Origin of the sequence: Acidovorax sp. YS12 (assembly GCA_021496925.1) — a bacterium.
Lineage (GTDB): Bacteria > Pseudomonadota > Gammaproteobacteria > Burkholderiales > Burkholderiaceae_C > Paenacidovorax.
The window spans coordinates 780,706-797,140 of the sequence record CP053915.1 but is presented as its reverse complement, the minus strand read 5'-3'; the positions used below and the strand labels follow the sequence as shown (position 1 = coordinate 797,140).

At 67.6% G+C, this 16,435-nt stretch carries 14 protein-coding genes and 1 pseudogene; 10 read left to right on the top strand and 5 right to left on the bottom strand.

Annotation, left to right across the window (positions count from 1 at the left end; genetic code table 11):
* A complete protein-coding gene (lpdA, locus tag YS110_03765; protein ID UJB63947.1) occupies positions 1-1,824 on the top strand; it encodes a dihydrolipoyl dehydrogenase in 1,824 nt (607 codons plus the stop codon).
* A gap of 178 nt (positions 1,825-2,002) precedes the next feature.
* Here the strand turns inward: lpdA and YS110_03760 are convergent.
* Together YS110_03760 and YS110_03755 are read right to left on the bottom strand one after the other, a co-directional pair.
* Positions 2,003-2,879 (bottom strand): annotated as a pseudogene (locus YS110_03760) (IS3 family transposase).
* 82 nt (positions 2,880-2,961) lie between these two features.
* The gene (locus YS110_03755) at positions 2,962-3,612 is read right to left on the bottom strand and encodes an FMN-dependent NADH-azoreductase (protein UJB63946.1); all 651 of its coding nucleotides are present in this window, start codon (positions 3,610-3,612) and stop codon (positions 2,962-2,964) included.
* A 130-nt stretch (positions 3,613-3,742) separates the two neighbouring features.
* On the opposite strand from YS110_03755, the gene YS110_03750 reads away from it, so the two are divergent.
* From YS110_03750 to bla, 9 genes are all read left to right on the top strand, one after another.
* A complete protein-coding gene (locus YS110_03750) occupies positions 3,743-4,678 on the top strand; it encodes a LysR family transcriptional regulator (GenBank protein ID UJB67334.1) in 936 nt (311 codons plus the stop codon).
* 81 nt (positions 4,679-4,759) lie between these two features.
* Positions 4,760-5,644, top strand: a complete 885-nt coding sequence (locus tag YS110_03745) for an HDOD domain-containing protein (GenBank protein UJB63945.1) — start codon at positions 4,760-4,762, stop codon at positions 5,642-5,644.
* A gap of 196 nt (positions 5,645-5,840) precedes the next feature.
* The gene (locus YS110_03740) at positions 5,841-6,842 is read left to right on the top strand and encodes a sulfate ABC transporter substrate-binding protein (protein ID UJB63944.1); all 1,002 of its coding nucleotides are present in this window, start codon (positions 5,841-5,843) and stop codon (positions 6,840-6,842) included.
* A 7-nt stretch (positions 6,843-6,849) separates the two neighbouring features.
* Positions 6,850-7,716, top strand: a complete 867-nt coding sequence (cysT, locus tag YS110_03735; GenBank protein ID UJB63943.1) for a sulfate ABC transporter permease subunit CysT — start codon at positions 6,850-6,852, stop codon at positions 7,714-7,716.
* Positions 7,717-7,739: 23 nt separating this feature from the next.
* The gene (cysW, locus tag YS110_03730) at positions 7,740-8,660 is read left to right on the top strand and encodes a sulfate ABC transporter permease subunit CysW (protein ID UJB67333.1); all 921 of its coding nucleotides are present in this window, start codon (positions 7,740-7,742) and stop codon (positions 8,658-8,660) included.
* A gap of 47 nt (positions 8,661-8,707) precedes the next feature.
* The gene (locus YS110_03725) at positions 8,708-9,820 is read left to right on the top strand and encodes a sulfate ABC transporter ATP-binding protein (protein ID UJB63942.1); all 1,113 of its coding nucleotides are present in this window, start codon (positions 8,708-8,710) and stop codon (positions 9,818-9,820) included.
* Between the two features lie 46 nt (positions 9,821-9,866).
* A complete protein-coding gene (locus YS110_03720) occupies positions 9,867-10,367 on the top strand; it encodes a disulfide bond formation protein B (protein UJB63941.1) in 501 nt (166 codons plus the stop codon).
* Positions 10,368-10,477: 110 nt separating this feature from the next.
* Complete coding sequence (locus YS110_03715) at positions 10,478-12,118, top strand: GAF domain-containing protein (GenBank protein UJB63940.1); 1,641 nt, start codon at positions 10,478-10,480, stop codon at positions 12,116-12,118.
* Positions 12,119-12,120: 2 nt separating this feature from the next.
* A complete protein-coding gene (gene bla, locus YS110_03710) occupies positions 12,121-12,999 on the top strand; it encodes a class A beta-lactamase (GenBank protein UJB63939.1) in 879 nt (292 codons plus the stop codon).
* Positions 13,000-13,013: 14 nt separating this feature from the next.
* Here bla and YS110_03705 read toward each other — a convergent pair whose 3' ends face one another.
* The 3 genes from YS110_03705 to argA form a co-directional block, all read right to left on the bottom strand.
* Positions 13,014-14,306 (bottom strand): type II toxin-antitoxin system HipA family toxin, encoded by a 1,293-nt coding sequence (locus tag YS110_03705; protein UJB63938.1) that lies wholly within the window; start codon positions 14,304-14,306, stop codon positions 13,014-13,016.
* Positions 14,307-14,654, bottom strand: coding sequence for a helix-turn-helix transcriptional regulator (locus YS110_03700; GenBank protein UJB63937.1), 348 nt, complete (start codon positions 14,652-14,654; stop codon positions 14,307-14,309).
* 210 nt (positions 14,655-14,864) lie between these two features.
* Positions 14,865-16,211, bottom strand: a complete 1,347-nt coding sequence (gene argA / locus YS110_03695) for an amino-acid N-acetyltransferase (protein ID UJB63936.1) — start codon at positions 16,209-16,211, stop codon at positions 14,865-14,867.
* Positions 16,212-16,435: the final 224 nt, after the last annotated feature.

The following is a 16,435-nucleotide window of genomic DNA, read 5'->3' as shown; positions in this document are numbered from 1 at the left end:
ATGGCAGTGATCGACATCAAGGTGCCCGACATCGGCGACTTCGACGAAGTCGGCGTGATCGAAGTGCTGGTGAAACCCGGCGATACCGTCAAGGCGGAGCAGAGCCTCATCACCGTGGAGTCCGACAAGGCGTCGATGGAAATCCCGTCGAGCCACGCGGGCGTGGTCAAGGAGCTCAAGGTGAAGCTGGGCGACAAGGTGAGCGAGGGCACGGTGGTGCTCACGCTCGAAGCCTCGGGCGCGGCAGCGGCCCCGGCTCCTTCCGAACCAAAACAGGCTCTAGCGCCCGCTGCAGCTGCGCCAACAGCTCCTAAAATAGAAGCAGCCAGCTTTGGCGGCAACGCCGACCTGGAGTGCGACGTGCTCGTGCTCGGCGGCGGCCCCGGCGGCTACAGCGCTGCCTTCCGCGCGGCGGACCTGGGCCTCAAGGTGGTCCTGGTCGAGCGCTACGCCACCCTGGGCGGCGTGTGCCTGAACGTGGGCTGCATCCCCTCCAAGGCGCTGCTGCACGTGGCGGCGGTGGTCGATGAAGTCAGCCACCTGAAGGCGGCCGGCATCGAGTTCGGCGCGCCGCAGGTCAACATCGACACGCTGCGCGGCCATAAGGAAAAGGTCATCGGCAAACTGACCGGCGGCTTGGCCGCCATGGCCAAGATGCGCAAGGTGACCACCGTGCGCGGCCTGGGCAGTTTCGTGGGCGCGAACCACCTCGAAGTGGAGGAAACCACGGGCACCGGCCAGGAGAAGACGGGCGGCAAGAAGGTCATCGCCTTCCAGCGCGCCATCATCGCTGCCGGCAGCCAGGCCGTGCGCCTGCCCTTCATGCCCGACGACCCGCGCGTGGTGGATTCCACCGGCGCGCTGGCGCTGGCGGGCGTGCCCAAGCGCATGCTCATCCTGGGCGGCGGCATTATCGGCCTGGAAATGGGCACGGTGTACAGCACCCTGGGCGCGCGCCTGGACGTGGTGGAGATGATGGACGGCCTGATGCAGGGCGCCGACCGCGACCTCGTCAAGGTCTGGCAGAAGATGAACGCCCACCGCTTCGACAACATCATGTTGAAGACCAAGACGGTGGGCGCCGAAGCCACGGCCGAGGGCATCAAGGTCACGTTCGCGCCAGCGGAAGAGGGCGGCACCGCACCCGAGCCGCAGGTGTACGACTTGGTGCTGCAGGCCGTGGGCCGCACGCCCAACGGCAAGAAGATCGCTGCCGAGAAGGCCGGCGTCGCCGTCACGGACCGGGGCTTCATCAACGTCGACATCCAGATGCGCACCAACGTGCCGCACATCTTCGCCATCGGCGACATCGTGGGCCAGCCCATGCTGGCGCACAAGGCGGTGCACGAGGCGCACGTGGCGGCGGAAGTCATCGCCGGCGAACTGCAGGGCAATAAGGAACTGGCGGCAGCAGCCTTCAACGCCCGCGTGATCCCCAGCGTGGCCTACACCGACCCCGAAGTCGCCTGGGTGGGCCTGACCGAGGACCAGGCCAAGGCCCAGGGCATCAAGGTCAAGAAGGGCCTGTTCCCCTGGACCGCCTCCGGCCGCGCCATCGCCAACGGCCGCGACGAGGGCTATACCAAGCTGCTGTTCGACGACAGCCCCGAGGCCCACGGCCACGGCAAGATCCTGGGCGGCGGCATCGTGGGTACGCATGCGGGCGACATGATCGGCGAGATCGCCCTGGCCATCGAGATGGGTGCCGACGCGGTGGACATCGGCAAGACCATCCACCCGCACCCCACGCTGGGCGAGAGCATCGGCATGGCGGCGGAGATCGCGCACGGAAGCTGCACGGACGTGCCGCCGCAGCGCAAATAAACGCTACTGAATCCGTAGCTGGCCGCGCATGTCCTGCAAGGGCTGCGCGGCTGCTTTATGGATATTGGCTAAAATTAGCCCATGTCTCGCCCTTACGCCCAGATCAACCCGCGATGCTGCGCTGGCCGCGTGGGCCTGGACTGACCTTGCCCCTGGAATCCGTATCCCATAGCTGATCTCATGAGTTGGCTTGCCGTGGTTGATTGGCAAGCCAGTCCTGCTCGAACTGCATTGGGCTGACGCAGGCCAGCGTCGAGTGCAATCGAGCACGGTTGTACCAGAGCAGCCAGGCTATGGTTTCGTCCTTCGCCTCGCGCCTGGTCTTGAAGCGCTGGCCGTGCAGCCGCTCCACCTTCAATGACCCGAACAGCGTCTCGCTGCAGGCGTTGTCCCAGCAGTTGGCTTTGCGGCTCATCGAACTGGTGATGCCGCACGCCTTGAGCGCGTCCTGGAAGTCGTGGCTGGCGTACTGGCTGCCCCGGTCGCTGTGGAAGATCAACCCGGCCTGCTTGTGCGGGTGGCGCTTGAATCACGCCATGCGTAGCGCGTCGATCACGATGTCGCGCGTCATGTCACCCCGCAGCGACCAGCCCACCACCTGGCGGCTGAACAGGTCGATCACCACCGCCAGGAACAACCAGCCCTCGTCGGGCTGGCCTTGCGCACAAAGTGCTCGTGGTAGCCCGCTATGCTGATTCGCAGCACCCGGCATTGCACCGAGATCGGCCACACGCGTCGGTGGCGTTGGACGAAGGCGTACTTCACCGCTGCGCTTTCGCGAAGTACGCCGTCGCTTTTTCCAGGATGTCGCGCTCCATCTTCACACGCGCCAGTTCCGCGCGCAGCCGGCTGATCTCCATCTGCTCGGCGCTCACAGGCTTGCTGTCAGCGCCACTGAGCTTGCCTTCGCGCTGCGCCTTGACCCAGTTGAACAAGGTCTGCTCGACCACGCCCAAGGTGCGCGCTGCCGCCGCGATGCTCTGCCCGCCCTCAACCAGCCGCACTGCCTCTTGCTTGAATTCGAGCGTGTAGCGCGCTCTTGCCGTCTTCGTCATTTACGTCTTCCTTGCTTGCATTGAAACACTCAGCAAGGGATACGTCTTTCGGGGGCAAGGTCACTTGATGGACGTACCCCGCTCAGGCGGCTTGCGTCACGCGCGCCTGGTTGGCGGCGCCGCCATGCACTTCGGTCGCGATCACCTGGGCGGCGGCTTCCAGGGCCTTGGCCTTGGCCTCGGGGCCCATGCCCACGCCCTCGGCGCGCACGAAGCGCACGTCGGTCACGCCGAAGAAGCCCAGCACGGTCTGCAGATAGCTCTCTTGGTGCTCCATGGCGCGGCCCGCGTCGCTGGTCGAGTACATGCCGCCGCGGCTGGAGGCCACGATCACCGTCTTGCCCTTGGCCAGGCCCTCGGGGCCGTTGGCGGTGTAGCGGAAGGTGCGGCCCGGCTGGGCGATGCGGTCGATCCAGGCCTTGAGCTGGGTCGGAATGGTGAAGTTGTAGAACGGCGCGCCGATCACCACCACGTCGGCGGCCAGGAACTGCGCCACCAGGCGTTCGGACACGGCGTTCTCGCGCTGCTGGGCTTCGCTCAGGCCCTCGGTCTGGCCGGTGCGTGGGGCCATGGCGTCCATGGTGAAGTGGGCGGGGGCGTCCTGCACCAGGTCGAGGTACTGCACCTGCGTGCCGGGGTGGCTGGCTTTCCAGGCCTCGACGATCTGGGCCGAGAGCTGGCGGGAAACGGACTGGGCGCCGGTGATGGCGGAATCGATGTGCAGCAGTTGCATGGTGGCTCCTGAAAGAAAAAGGCCACGGTGGTGTGGCGATGGATGGATTGTGGATTGGCCCGCTGCTGTTGATAAGTAGGCTTTGATGCGATAGATTGTTCTGCTAGTGGAACGATGAAGGTACATGGCCATGCAGGACCTGAACGACATGCTGTATTTCGCCGAGGTGGCCGAGCGCGGAGGCTTTGCCGCGGCCGGGCGCGCGCTGGGCATCCCGAAGTCGCGCCTGTCGCGTCGCGTGGCCGAGCTGGAGGCGCAACTGGGCGTGCGCCTGCTGCAGCGCACCACGCGGCGCCTGGCGCTGACCGAGGTGGGCGAGGCCTACCTGCGCCACTGCCAGGCCATGCGCGAGTCGGCCGAGGCCGCGGCCGACCTGGTGGCCCAGGTGCAGACCGCGCCGCGCGGCACGGTGCGCGTGAGCTGCCCGGTTACGCTGGCGCAGACCGTGCTGGGCGAGCTGATGCCGGACTTCCTGGCGCGCTGCCCGCAGGTGCGCGTGGACATGCAGGTCAGCAACCGCGCGGTGAACCTGGTGGAGGAGGGCATCGACGTGGCGCTGCGCGTGCGTCCTACGCTGGACGACAGCGGCAGCATGGTCGTGAAACGGCTGGACAGCGCCCGCCAGGTGCTGGTGGCCAGCCCGGAGCTGATCGCCCGCCAGGGGCTGCCCGCCAGCCTCGACGATCTGGCGGGCATGGACAGCATCGCCATGTCGGCGCCCGATGGCAAGGCCGTCTGGGTGCTCTCGGGCCCGCACGGGGCGCAGCAGACGGTGCACCACAGCCCGCGCTACGTGGCCGACGACCTGCTCACGCTCAAGTTCGCGGCGCTGGCGGGCACGGGCATCTGCTGGCTGCCGGACTACATGTGCCATGAGGAAATCCGCGCGCGCCAGCTGGTGCACGTGTTGCCCGAGTGGGAGCCGCAGCAGGGCATCGTGCATGCGGTCTTTCCCTCGCGCCGCGGCCTGGCGCCGGCGGTGCGGCATTTTCTCGACTTCCTGGGCGAGACCATGCCCGGGCGCAGCAGCTGGGCCATGCGCGCGGCGGCGGCCCCGCAAACGTGAAACTGCGCTGAATACCGGCGCCCCGCGCTGCTTATCGGAGTGCGGGGCTTTCTTTGCGGCGACAATGCAACAAATTGCTACATGAGTGCCGCAGCCATCGTGACCACGCACCCCATTGACCAGGACATCGCCCAGGCCCGCAACCTGCCCGCCGTGCGCGCCATCATCATTCCGCCGTGCCCCGAGGCCTTGCAGAAGCTGATGCGGATCGTGCACAGCGGCGAGCCCGAGATGGGGCCGCTGGACCAGCTCGCTTCCTCCGACGTGGCGCTGGCCGCCGCGCTGATCCGCCAGGCCAACAGCCCGCTGCACGGGCTGGTGCAGCCGGTGCAGACCGTGGGCATGGCGCTCACCGTGCTCGGGCTGCGGCCGGCGCTGGAGTTGATGACGGCGTTCATCACCCGCCATGCGCTGCAGGTGCGTTCGCCGCTGCTGGAGCATTTCTGGGAAAGCTCGCAGCGCCGCGCCATCGCCTGCGAGCACATCGGCGCGCAGCTCTACAACCTGCCGCCGGGCCTGGGCTACAGCTTCGGGCTGTTCTGCCATGTGGGCTTTCCGGTGCTGCTCAAGGCCGTGCGCGGCTACGCCAGCACCGTGACGGAGGCGCTGGCGCGCAAGGACCGCACCTTCACCCAGACCGAGAACGCCAACCACCGCACCGACCATGCCGTGGTCGGCGCCATCGTGGCGCGCACTTGGCACCTGCCCGGGGACGTGGCCCAGGCCATCTGGCTGCACCACGACTTCGCCTGCCTGCAGGACGAACGCTTCCCGCTGGTGGTGCGCCAGCTGGTGGCGCTGGGGGCGCTGGCCGATTTCCTGGTGTACCAGCACGAGGGCCTGGAGCCCGCGCGCGAGTGGCACCAGTACGGCCAGGCGTGCCTGGACTTCCTGCAGGTGTCGCGCGACGAACTGGACCACTGGATCGACCAGTTGCATCCGGCGCTGGACGCAGTGGGGCGCTGACGGGATTTCTTGCTCTTGTATTGATAGCTTCTGGCGCTTGCTGCAAAAGGGTTTGAGCCGATTTTTGACATATTTCCACTGCGCCGCATGGTTCTTTATTCCAAATTTCGATTAATTAACAAAAATATATTCGTTTGAGTTTTATGCAGCGCCCGGGACAATGCCCGATCCTTAGCAATCCCTTGGCGATACCTGCATGAACTCCTCCCGACTCAAGACCCTGGTGGCCGCCCTGGCCCTGACGCTCGGCGGCGCGGCTTTTGCGCAAAACCAGTTGCTCAACGTCTCCTACGACGTGGCGCGCGAGTTCTACAAGGACTACAACGCCGCCTTCGCCGCCCACTACAAGAAGACCACCGGCAAGGACGTGAAGGTGGACCAGTCGCACGCCGGCTCCAGCGCCCAGGCGCGCGCCGTGAACGACGGGCTGGACGCCGACGTGGTGACGTTCAACACCACGACCGACGTGGAGTTCCTGGCGAACAACGGCGTGGTGGCCAAGGACTGGGCCAAGCGCTTTCCCAACGACGCATCGCCCACCACCTCGACCATGCTGTTCCTGGTGCGCAACGGCAACCCGAAGAACATCAAGGACTGGGACGACCTCATCAAACCTGGCGTGCAGGTGGTGGTGGTGAACCCCAAGACCGGCGGCAACGGCCGCTACGCCTACCTGGCCGCCTGGGGCTCGGTGCGCGAGAAGGGCGGCAGCGATGCGCAGGCGGCCGATTTCGTCGGCAAGTTCTACAAGAACGTGCCGGTGCTGGCCAAGGGCGGGCGCGACGCGACCAGCATCTTCCTGCAGCGCAACATCGGCGACGTGCTCATCACCTTCGAGTCGGAAGTGGTGTCGGTGGATCGCGAATTCGGCAAGGGCAAGGTCGATGCCGTGTACCCCTCGGTCAGCATCACGGCCGAGAACCCCGTGGCCGTGGTCGAGCGCACCGTGGCCAAGAAGGGCACGGGCGAACTGGCCAAGGCCTACCTGGACTACCTGTACTCCGACGAGGCGCAGGAAATCGCGGCCAAGCACGCCATCCGTCCGCGCTCCGAGGCGGTGCTGAAGAAGCACGCCGACCAGTTCAAGCCCATCAAACAGTTCACCGTGGCCAAGTACTTCGGCTCGCTGTCTGAAGCGCAGAAGGTGCACTTCAACGACGGCGGCCAGTTCGACAAGCTCTACACGCCCGGCAAGTAAGCGCGCCATGACCACGCTAGCGCTGGGCACGGCCCAGCTCCCGAAGCGCGCGCCCAAGCGCGTGCTGCCCGGCTTCGGCCTGACGCTGGGCTACACGCTGTTCTACCTGAGCGTCATCGTGCTGATCCCGCTGTCGGCGCTGGTGTTCAAGACCTTCTCGCTCACCTGGGAGCAGTTCTGGGCCGCCATCAGCGCGCCGCGCGTGCTGGCTTCGTACCGGCTGACGTTCGGCGCGTCGTTCATCGCCGCCTGCGTCAACCTGGTGTTCGGCCTGCTCATCGCCTGGGTGCTGGTGCGCTACCAGTTCCCGGGCAAGAAAGTGGTCGATGCGCTGGTGGACCTGCCCTTCGCGCTGCCCACGGCCGTGGCCGGCATCTCGCTCACCGCGCTGCTGGCGGGCAATGGCTGGATCGGCCAGTACCTGGAGCCGCTGGGCATCCAGCTGGCGTTCAACCCCAACGGCATCGTGATCGCTCTGATCTTCATCGGCCTGCCATTCGTGGTGCGCACCGTCCAGCCCGTGCTGGAGGACACCGAGAAAGAGCTGGAGGAAGCCGCCACCAGCCTGGGCGCCACGCGCTGGCAGATCTTCACCCAGGTGATCCTGCCGGCGATCACGCCCGCGCTGCTCACGGGCTTCGCCATGGCCTTCGCGCGCGCCGTGGGCGAGTACGGCTCGGTCATCTTCATCGCAGGCAACATGCCCATGGTTTCCGAAATCACGCCGCTCATCATCATCGGCAAGCTGGAGCAGTACGACTACGCCGGCGCCACCGCCGTGGCCGTGGTGATGCTGGTCATCTCCTTCGTCATGCTGCTGGTCATCAACGCGCTGCAGGCCTGGCAGCGCCGCCACGCGGGGATGCCGGCATGAGTGGCATCGACACCGCAACCGCGCTGCCCACGGGCGCGCCAGCCGCCGCCACCGGCGGGCACACGGCGCCGCGCCGCCGCGCCCAGGCCGGCACGACCGAGGCGCGCTGGGTCCAGTGGCTGCTCATCGGCGTGGCCCTGGCGTTCCTGCTGCTGTTCCTGGTGCTGCCGCTCGCGGCGGTGTTCACCGAGGCGCTGCGCAAGGGGCTGGATGCCTACCTGGCCGGGCTGCGCGAGCCCGACGCCTGGTCGGCCATCCGGCTCACGCTGGTCACGGCGCTGATTGCCGTGCCGCTGAACCTGGTGTTCGGCGTGGCGGCGGCCTGGGCCATCGCCAAGTACGAGTTCAAGGGCAAGGCGCTGCTGACCACGCTGATCGACCTGCCGTTCTCCATCTCGCCCGTGGTGGCGGGCCTGATGTACGTGCTGGTGTTCGGCGCCAACGGCTGGTTCGGCCCCTGGCTGGCGGCGCACGACATCAAGATCATCTTCGCCGTGCCGGGCATCGTGCTGGCCACCGTGTTCGTCACCTTCCCGTTCATCGCGCGCGAGCTGATCCCGCTGATGCAGGCGCAGGGCAACGACGAGGAGCAGGCCGCCGTGGTGCTGGGCGCCAGCGGCTGGCAGACCTTCTGGCACGTGACGCTGCCCAACATCAAGTGGGGCCTGCTGTACGGCGTGATCCTGTGCAACGCGCGCGCCATGGGCGAGTTCGGCGCGGTGTCGGTCGTTTCCGGCCACATCCGCGGGCAGACCAACACCATTCCGCTGCACGTGGAGATTCTCTACAACGAGTACCAGTCGGTGGCGGCCTTCGCCGCCGCCTCGCTGCTGGCGCTGCTGGCCCTGGTCACGCTGCTCATCAAGACGGTGGCCGAGTGGAAGAACGAGCAAGAGATGAAGGCCGCCGCCGCGCTGCCGCCCGAACGCCCGAATACCCCATGAAAATGGCCCCTAGGGCTTATGGATAAAGCGCTGAAAGCTATTAATTTATGAGCATCGAAATCCGCAACGTCAGCAAGCAGTTCGGCGACTTCCAGGCGCTGAAGGACGTCAGCCTGAACATCGACTCGGGCGAACTCATCGCGCTGCTCGGCCCCTCGGGCTGCGGCAAGACCACGCTGCTGCGCATCATCGCCGGGCTGGAAACGCCCGACACCGGCACCATCCACTTCAGCGGCGAAGACACCACCGACGTGCACGTGCGCGAGCGCGGCGTGGGCTTCGTGTTCCAGCACTACGCGCTGTTCCGCCATATGACGGTGTTCGACAACGTGGCCTTCGGCCTGCGCATGAAGCCGCGCAAGGAGCGGCCCAGCGAGGCCCAGATCCGCCAGAAGGTGATGGACCTGCTGAAGCTCGTGCAGCTCGACTGGATCGCCGACCGCTACCCCTCGCAGCTCTCGGGCGGGCAGCGCCAGCGCATTGCCCTGGCGCGCGCGCTGGCCGTGGAGCCCAAGGTGCTGCTGCTCGACGAGCCCTTCGGCGCGCTCGACGCCAAGGTGAGAAAAGAGCTGCGAAGGTGGCTGCGCCGCCTGCACGACGAATTGCACGTGACCAGCATCTTCGTCACGCACGACCAGGAGGAGGCGCTGGAGGTGGCCGACCGCGTGGTCGTCATCAACAAGGGCCGCATCGAGCAGGAGGGCACGCCCCAGCAGGTGTGGGACAACCCGGCCAGCCCGTTCGTCTACGGCTTCCTGGGCGACGTGAACCTGTTCCATGGCCGCGCGCACGAGGGCACTGTGCACGTGCAGGGCGGCATGGCCATCGACTCGCCCGAGCATGCCGGCGCACAGAACGCCAGCGCCCTGGCCTACGTGCGCCCGCACGACCTGGACGTGCAGCGCCACCAGCCCGGGCAGGCGCCGGGGCAGGGCATCGTGGCGCGGCTGGAGCGCGCCATCGTCGTCGGCCCGATCGCGCGGCTGGAACTTCTGGCCGCCGGGGGCCCCAAAGCAACGGACAATGCAGGCCCGCAGACCCTGATCGAAGCGCAAATCGCTGCGCAGCAGTTCAGGGAGATGGGGTTGCAGGAGGGGGAAACCGTCGTGGTCACGCCGCGCCGGGCCCGTGTTTTTCTGGACGAGGCCGCCGGTATCTGACCCACCGCACGGCCGGCCCGTCCGGTGCCTTGAAGGAATCGATACCGTGTTGAGTTTGTTGGACAAATGCCCGCGCCGCCTGCTGGCGCTCATCAGCGTGGCCTGTGTGGGCCTGCTGGCCTTCGGCATGTACCTGCAGTACGGGGTGGGGCTGGAGCCTTGCCCCATGTGCATCGTGCAGCGCTACGCGCTGATTGCCGTGGCTATCTTCACCGGCCTGGCCAGCGCCCGGGCCGGCAAGGGCTGGCGGGCGTCCTGGAGCGTGCTGGCGCTGGCATTCGCCGGGTTCGGCGCCTTTACCGCCGCGCGCCAGAGCTGGCTGCAGTGGTTCCCGCCCGAGTTCGCCACCTGCGGGCGCGATTTCTACGGCATGATCGAGAACTACTCCCTGAGCCGCGCCATTCCCATGATCTTCCGTGGTTCCGGCGACTGCACGGCGGTGGACTGGACCTTCCTCGGCGGCTCCATCGCCAACTGGTCCTTCGTCTGCTTCGTGCTCATCGGCGTGGTGCTGCTGGCCCTGCTGGCACGCAGCCGCAAGGCCTGATTCCACCACTCCCATATCGCGCCCCCGGGCCCCCGGGCCCCCGGCATGCCGGGGGCTTTTTGCTTTTTCCCCTACCATGGCAGGCTGCATTCCCAGGGGAGGGGAGCGCCATGGATTCGACACAACACCTGCTGGAGCGGCTGGAGCAACTGCACCGCATTGGCGCCGCGCTGTCGCGCGAGCGTGACATCCACCGCCTGCTCGAAAGCATTCTGGAGGCCGCCAAGCGGCTGCTGGGGGCCGACGGCGGCACGCTGTACCGCGTGACCGAGGATGGCGCGGCGCTGCGCTTCGCCATCGTGCGCACCGACTCGCTGGGCCTGCGCCTGGGCGGTGCGTCGGACGATGCGCCGCAGTTTCCCGACCTGCCGCTGTGCCTGCCCGGCGGCGCCCCGAACGACAGCCTGGTGGCCGTGCACGCGGCGGTGCACGACCGCACCATCAACATCGCCGACGCCTATTGCCAGCAGCATTTCGACTTCTCCGGCACGCGCGCCTTCGACGAGCGCACCGGCTACCGCTCGCGGTCGTTCCTGACGGTGCCGATGAAGAACCATGAGAACGAGCTCATCGGCGTGCTGCAGCTCATCAACGCCACCGACCCGGCCACGGGCCAGGTGCGCGCCTTTACCGCGCAGGACCAGCGCCTGGCCGAGTCGCTGGCCTCGCAGGCCGCGATCGCGCTGAGCAACCGCCAGCTCATCACGCAGCTTGAGACTCTGTTCGAGTCCTTCGTCCAGCTCATCAACCTGGCCATCGACGAAAAATCGCCCTACACCGGGGGCCACTGCCAGCGCGTGCCGGCGTTGACCATGCTGCTGGCCGAGGCCGCGCACGCCACCACCGAGGGGCCGCTGGCGCAATTCGCCATGGGCGAGCGCGACCGCTACGAGCTGAAAATGGCCGGCCTGCTGCACGACTGCGGCAAGATCACCACGCCCGTGCACGTGGTGGACAAGGCCACCAAGCTGCAGACGCTGTACGACCGCATCGGCCTGGTCGATACGCGCTTCGAGGTGCTCAAGCGCGATGCGCGCATCGACATGCTGCGTCGCCAACTGGCGCTGCGCCCCGTGGCCGATGCGTACGCCGAAGCCCAACTGCAGGCCACGCTGGAGCGGCAGTTGCAGGCGCTGGACGAGGAACGCGACTTCCTGCGCCGCTGCAACCGTGGCGTGGAGGCCATGCCCGAGGCCGACCAGCAGCGCGTGCGCGCCATCGGGCAAACGCGGCAGTGGCGCAATCCCGACGGCGTGACCACGGCGCTGCTCACCGCCGAGGAGCAGCACAACCTGACGATCCGCTCGGGCACGCTGACCCAGGCGGAGCGCGACGTGATCAACCACCACATCGTCTCCACCATCAAGATGCTGGAGAGCCTGCCCTGGCCGCGCCACCTGCGCAATGTGCCCGAGTACGCCGGCGGGCACCACGAACGCATGGACGGCCGAGGCTACCCGCGCGGCCTGACGCGCGAGCAGATGTCGTGGCAGGCGCGCATGCTGGGCATCGCCGACATCTTCGAGGCCCTCACCGCCGCCGACCGGCCGTACAAGCAGGGCATGAAGCTGTCGCAGGCGCTGGCCATCATGCGCCGCATGGCCGATGGCGGCCACATCGACCCCGACCTGTTCACGGTGTTCCTGCGCCAGCAGGTGTACCTGCGCTATGCCGAGCGTTTTCTCGACCCCGGCCAGATCGACGCGGTGGACGTGCAGCGGCTGCTGCACCCCGCTATGCCACTGGATTGAGCATGCATAGACGAACTTTCATCACCGCCGCCGCCTGCCTGGCAGGGACCGCGCAGGCCGGCCAGGACCGCGCCACGCGCGCCTTGCTGCGCGCACTGCGCGGCATCGAGCAGGGCGTGGGCGGGCGCCTCGGGGTGGCGGCGCTCGACACCGGCACGGGCCGCCTGGCCGCGCACCGGGGCGGCGAGCGCTTTGCGCTGTGCAGCACCTTCAAGCTGCTGCTGGCGGCGCAGGCGCTGCACCGCGTGGATCGCGGGGTGGAGCAACTGGAGCACCGCATCGCCTACGGCCAGGCCGACCTGCTCGAATACGCCCCGGTGACGCGGGCGCATGCCAGCGGCGCGGGCCTCACGGTGGCCGAACTGTGCGAGGCCGCGATGGCCTGGAGCGACAACACCGCCGCCAACCTGCTGCTGGCCCGCCAGGGCGGCCCACAGGCGCTGACGGACTGGCTGCGCACGCTGGGCGACCCCGCCACGCGGCTGGACCGCAGCGAGCCCGCGCTCAACGACGTGCCCCCGGGCGACGTGCGCGACACCACCACGCCCGAGGCCATGGCGCGTACGCTGCAGGCCGTGGCGCTGGGCGAGGCGCTGACCCCCGCCTCGCGCGAACGGCTGCAGGGCTGGATGCTGGGCTGCCGCACGGGCGACCAGCGCCTGCGCGCGGGCATGCCGCCCGGCTGGCGCATCGGCGAGAAGACCGGCACCGGCCCGCGCGGCACCAGCAACGACATCGGCGTGCTCTGGCCCCCGGGCCGCGCCCCGGTGGCGCTGGCCTGCTACCTCACCGGCAGCACGGCCGATGGCGCGCGGCGCGATGCGGCCATTGCCGAGGTGGGGCGGCGCGTGGCGCAGTGGGTGGCCTCAATGCCTGCTTGAGAAGGCATGGTGTTTCACTTCACGGCAAGCGCCTGTGCGATGCCTTCGGCGAGCGTTTGCGGCACGCCTGCCTCGGCCGCGAAGCGGGGCCATTGCGCCACCGCCGCCCGCACGCCGGCGACGATGTCCTTGCACACGCCCAGCAGTTCGTAGCGGTCGGCGACTTCACGGAAGTCCTGCTCCGTGATGCCCTCGAACTTGCCGTTCACCGACATCAGGTGCTGCTTGAGCCACTTGTTCCCGGGGTTGAAGGCGAAGGTGATGTCGTAGGCGGGGGCCAGCTCCCAGGCGTGGCCCTGGCGCAGCAGGAAGGAGAAGTTCTTGGTGTGGTCGTCGTGGTTGGCGGCCAGCACGTTGAAGACCATGCGCCGCAGGATCTCTTCCAGGGCAGGGCGGCCCAGGCCCAGCGCCCGCGCGGTCTGGAACAACTGGTGGTAGCTGTGGACGCCGATCTGGTTGAAGTCCAGGTGGGCCATCGCGCACAGCGTTTGCATGTGGTGGCGCTCGTTGCCGCTGCGGTCGAAACGCCGGGTCATGAAATGCGCCCGGCCTTCTTCCTCCAGCAGATGGCACTCGGACATGGTGATTCCCGCCGCCTTGGCCATGAGGGAATAGGCGTATTCGATCCGTCCGTAGTTGCGGCCCTCGCCCAACTGCGCGTCGGCGCCGATGCCGTCGAATTTGAGCAGCCAGGCCTGGAAGCCCTCGGGAATGTCGAACTGGCCCGTGCGCACCTCCTGCGTGTGCGGATTCCAGGCGATGGCCGCCTTGGCGCGGGCGCCGCCCGCCGAGGTGCCCACCTGGATGATCTGGCGCAGGGCCTCGCCCGCGTGGTCGCTGCGGTCGAAGCTGCCGTGGATGGCGCTGCGCGCCTGCGCCACCAGGTGCGACATCTGCAGCGCCGAGGGCGGCGTTTTCGAGGGGCCGCGGCTGGGCTTGAACGTCAGGGCCCCCATGGAGCGCTGTCCCATGTAGGCGAGCCGGTCCAGCGCGGTGATGCTGGCGCTGCCCATGCCCCGGTCGGCCATCCAGGCGTTGATCAGGGCATTGCCAAACTTGTCTGGCAAGGCATCGGCGATCAGGGCCGGCAGGCGCTGGAAGGTCTCGACGGGCAGGTTCAGGAATTCGAAGGGCTCGGTGCCTTGCGCCAGTGGCATTTGCAGCGGAGCGAGCTCGATGCCCGAGCGCAGGAACGCAGGCTCGTACTCGAAGGCGTAGAACCCGGAATCGGGGTTGAGCGCTACGGCGCCGACCTTCTTGCCCCAGATCTCGACGCTGACGGCTTGCACCGGCTTGAACGAGGCCATCTACCGGTCCTTGGACTGGAGGGGCGCCAGCACGCTGCGGCTGCCGCGCTGGCGCCGGGGCTTGCCTTGGGCGATTTGCAGGGGGCTGATCTTCACGGGCGGGCGCAGGCTGGCCAGCCAGTCCGCACGCCCGAGGGCGACGACCACCCGGATGAGCGACTCCACGCGCCCGCCGCGCCCGGTCTCGAGGGCGCGGATGGTCTGGTCGGAAACCCCGGCCCGGAGGGCCAGATCCGCCATCGTGACGTTCTTGCGCAACCGCTCCGCCCGCAGTTGCTCGCCCAGCCAGGATTCGAGCTCGGCAGGTGTCGAGCTGATATTCGTAAGGGATGGAAATGCAGAGTTCATAGCGGACTTTTCCATGAAGCTATGCAATTTTATAGTTTATGTCTCATCTGGTAAAGAGAAGATGAAGCTGACTAAACTATGAAAATTCAATGGTCTTTTGGCATTTTCGGCCCAACCAATGAAAAGGCATGTGTTATGAAGGTGTGTGCTGCAGGGCCCGCCGGGGCTTGCCCTGGGCGCCCTTGAAGCGTGTGGGCGCCCAGCGCGTGTTCAGAGCCGCTTCACCAGCACCTGGCTCTTGCGGTCCCAGTTGTACTTGCGCTTGCGCGCCTCGGGCAGCCAGTTGGGATCGACGGGGGCGAAGCCGCGCTTGAGGAACCAGTGCATGGTGCGCGTGGTGAGCACGAACAGGCTTTGCAGCCCCTGGTTGCGCGCGCGCTGCTCGATGCGCTTGAGCAGCTTCTCGCCGTCGCCCGTGCCCTGGCTGTGCGGCGAGACCGTCACGGCCGCCATCTCGCCCGTGCGCGCCTCGGGGTAGGGGTAGAGCGCCGCGCAGCCGAAGAGCACGCCGTCGTGCTCGATGATGGTGTAGTTGGCGATGTCGCGCTCGATCTCGGTGCGGTCGCGCTTGACCAGCGTGCCGTCCTTCTCGAACGGCTCGATCAGCTGCAGGATGCCCGCCACGTCGTCGGCCGTGGCCTCGCGCAGCTCCTCCAGCTTCTCATCGACCACCATGGTGCCGATGCCGTCGTGCACGTAGATCTCCAGCAGCAGCGCGCCGTCCACGGCGAACGGGATGATGTGGCTGCGCTCCACACCGCCCTCGCACGCCTTGACGCAGTGGCGCAGGTAGAAGGCCGTGTCCGTGGGCTTGTGGCTGTCGGGCACGCTGGCCAGCATGCGGCGCGCCTGGGCCAGCGGCAGCTCGGTGTCGATGGGGTTGTCCTCGCCGGGCGGCTCCTCGGGGCGCATGCGGATGCCGGGCACCTCGGCCATGAACAGCAGCTTGTCGGCCTTGAGTGCCGTGGCCACCGAGGTGGCGACTTCCTCCATGGCCAGGTTGAAGGCCTCGCCGGTGGGCGAGAAGCCGAAGGGCGAGATCAGCACCAGCGCATCCATGTCCAGGCCACGCTGGATGCCCGCCACGTCCACCTTGCGCACCACGCCGGTGTGCTGGAAGTCCACGCCGTCGAGGATGCCCACCGGCCGCGCGGTGATGAAGTTGCCCGAGATCACGCGCACCGTGGAGCCCGCCATGGGCGTGTTGGGCAGGCCCTGGCTGAAGGCCGCCTCGATCTCGTAGCGCAACTGGCCCGCGGCCTCCTGGGCGCAGTCCAGCGCCACCGAGTCGGTGATGCGCATGCCGTGCGAGTAGCGCTCCTCGTGCCCCTTGGCGGCGAGCTGCTCGTTCACCTGGGGCCGGAAGCCGTGCACCAGCACGATCTTCACGCCCATGGCCTGGATCATGGCCAGGTCCTGCGCGATGACCGGCAGCTTGCCCGCGGCGATGGCCTCGCCCGGCAGCCCGATGACGAAGGTCTGGTGGCGGAACTTGTGGATGTACGGCGCGACCGAGCGGAACCAGGGGACGAAGGTGAAGTTGAAGACGGCGGACATGGGCGGCGTGAACGGCGTGGGCAACGGAAAAAGGCGGAAAAAATGCCTGCGCTCCGCGCGCCAGCAGGCTTGGTGCGGGGATGGCAGGCAGGTTCAGCGCGCAGTGTAGCGGCAGTGTGCCGGGTGCGCAGGGCGCTGGGGGCAGTGCTGCGAAAAATGTAGCTGCTGGCGCTTGCCACGCGGGCATTCCAGGTGCTTTTGGCACCAAAATCCGCGATGGACAA

Coding starts and splice junctions, on each gene's coding strand:
- cysT (UJB63943.1), top strand. CDS start 6,850: ATGACCACGCTAGCGCTGGGCACGGCCCAGCTCCCGAAGCGCGCGCCC.
- YS110_03755 (UJB63946.1), bottom strand. CDS start 3,612: ATGCAACTGCTGCACATCGATTCCGCCATCACCGGCGCCCAGTCCGTT.
- YS110_03725 (UJB63942.1), top strand. CDS start 8,708: ATGAGCATCGAAATCCGCAACGTCAGCAAGCAGTTCGGCGACTTCCAG.
- bla (UJB63939.1), top strand. CDS start 12,121: ATGCATAGACGAACTTTCATCACCGCCGCCGCCTGCCTGGCAGGGACC.
- YS110_03750 (UJB67334.1), top strand. CDS start 3,743: ATGCAGGACCTGAACGACATGCTGTATTTCGCCGAGGTGGCCGAGCGC.
- YS110_03705 (UJB63938.1), bottom strand. CDS start 14,306: ATGGCCTCGTTCAAGCCGGTGCAAGCCGTCAGCGTCGAGATCTGGGGC.
- YS110_03700 (UJB63937.1), bottom strand. CDS start 14,654: ATGAACTCTGCATTTCCATCCCTTACGAATATCAGCTCGACACCTGCC.
- YS110_03715 (UJB63940.1), top strand. CDS start 10,478: ATGGATTCGACACAACACCTGCTGGAGCGGCTGGAGCAACTGCACCGC.
- lpdA (UJB63947.1), top strand. CDS start 1: ATGGCAGTGATCGACATCAAGGTGCCCGACATCGGCGACTTCGACGAA.
- YS110_03745 (UJB63945.1), top strand. CDS start 4,760: ATGAGTGCCGCAGCCATCGTGACCACGCACCCCATTGACCAGGACATC.
- YS110_03740 (UJB63944.1), top strand. CDS start 5,841: ATGAACTCCTCCCGACTCAAGACCCTGGTGGCCGCCCTGGCCCTGACG.
- argA (UJB63936.1), bottom strand. CDS start 16,211: ATGTCCGCCGTCTTCAACTTCACCTTCGTCCCCTGGTTCCGCTCGGTC.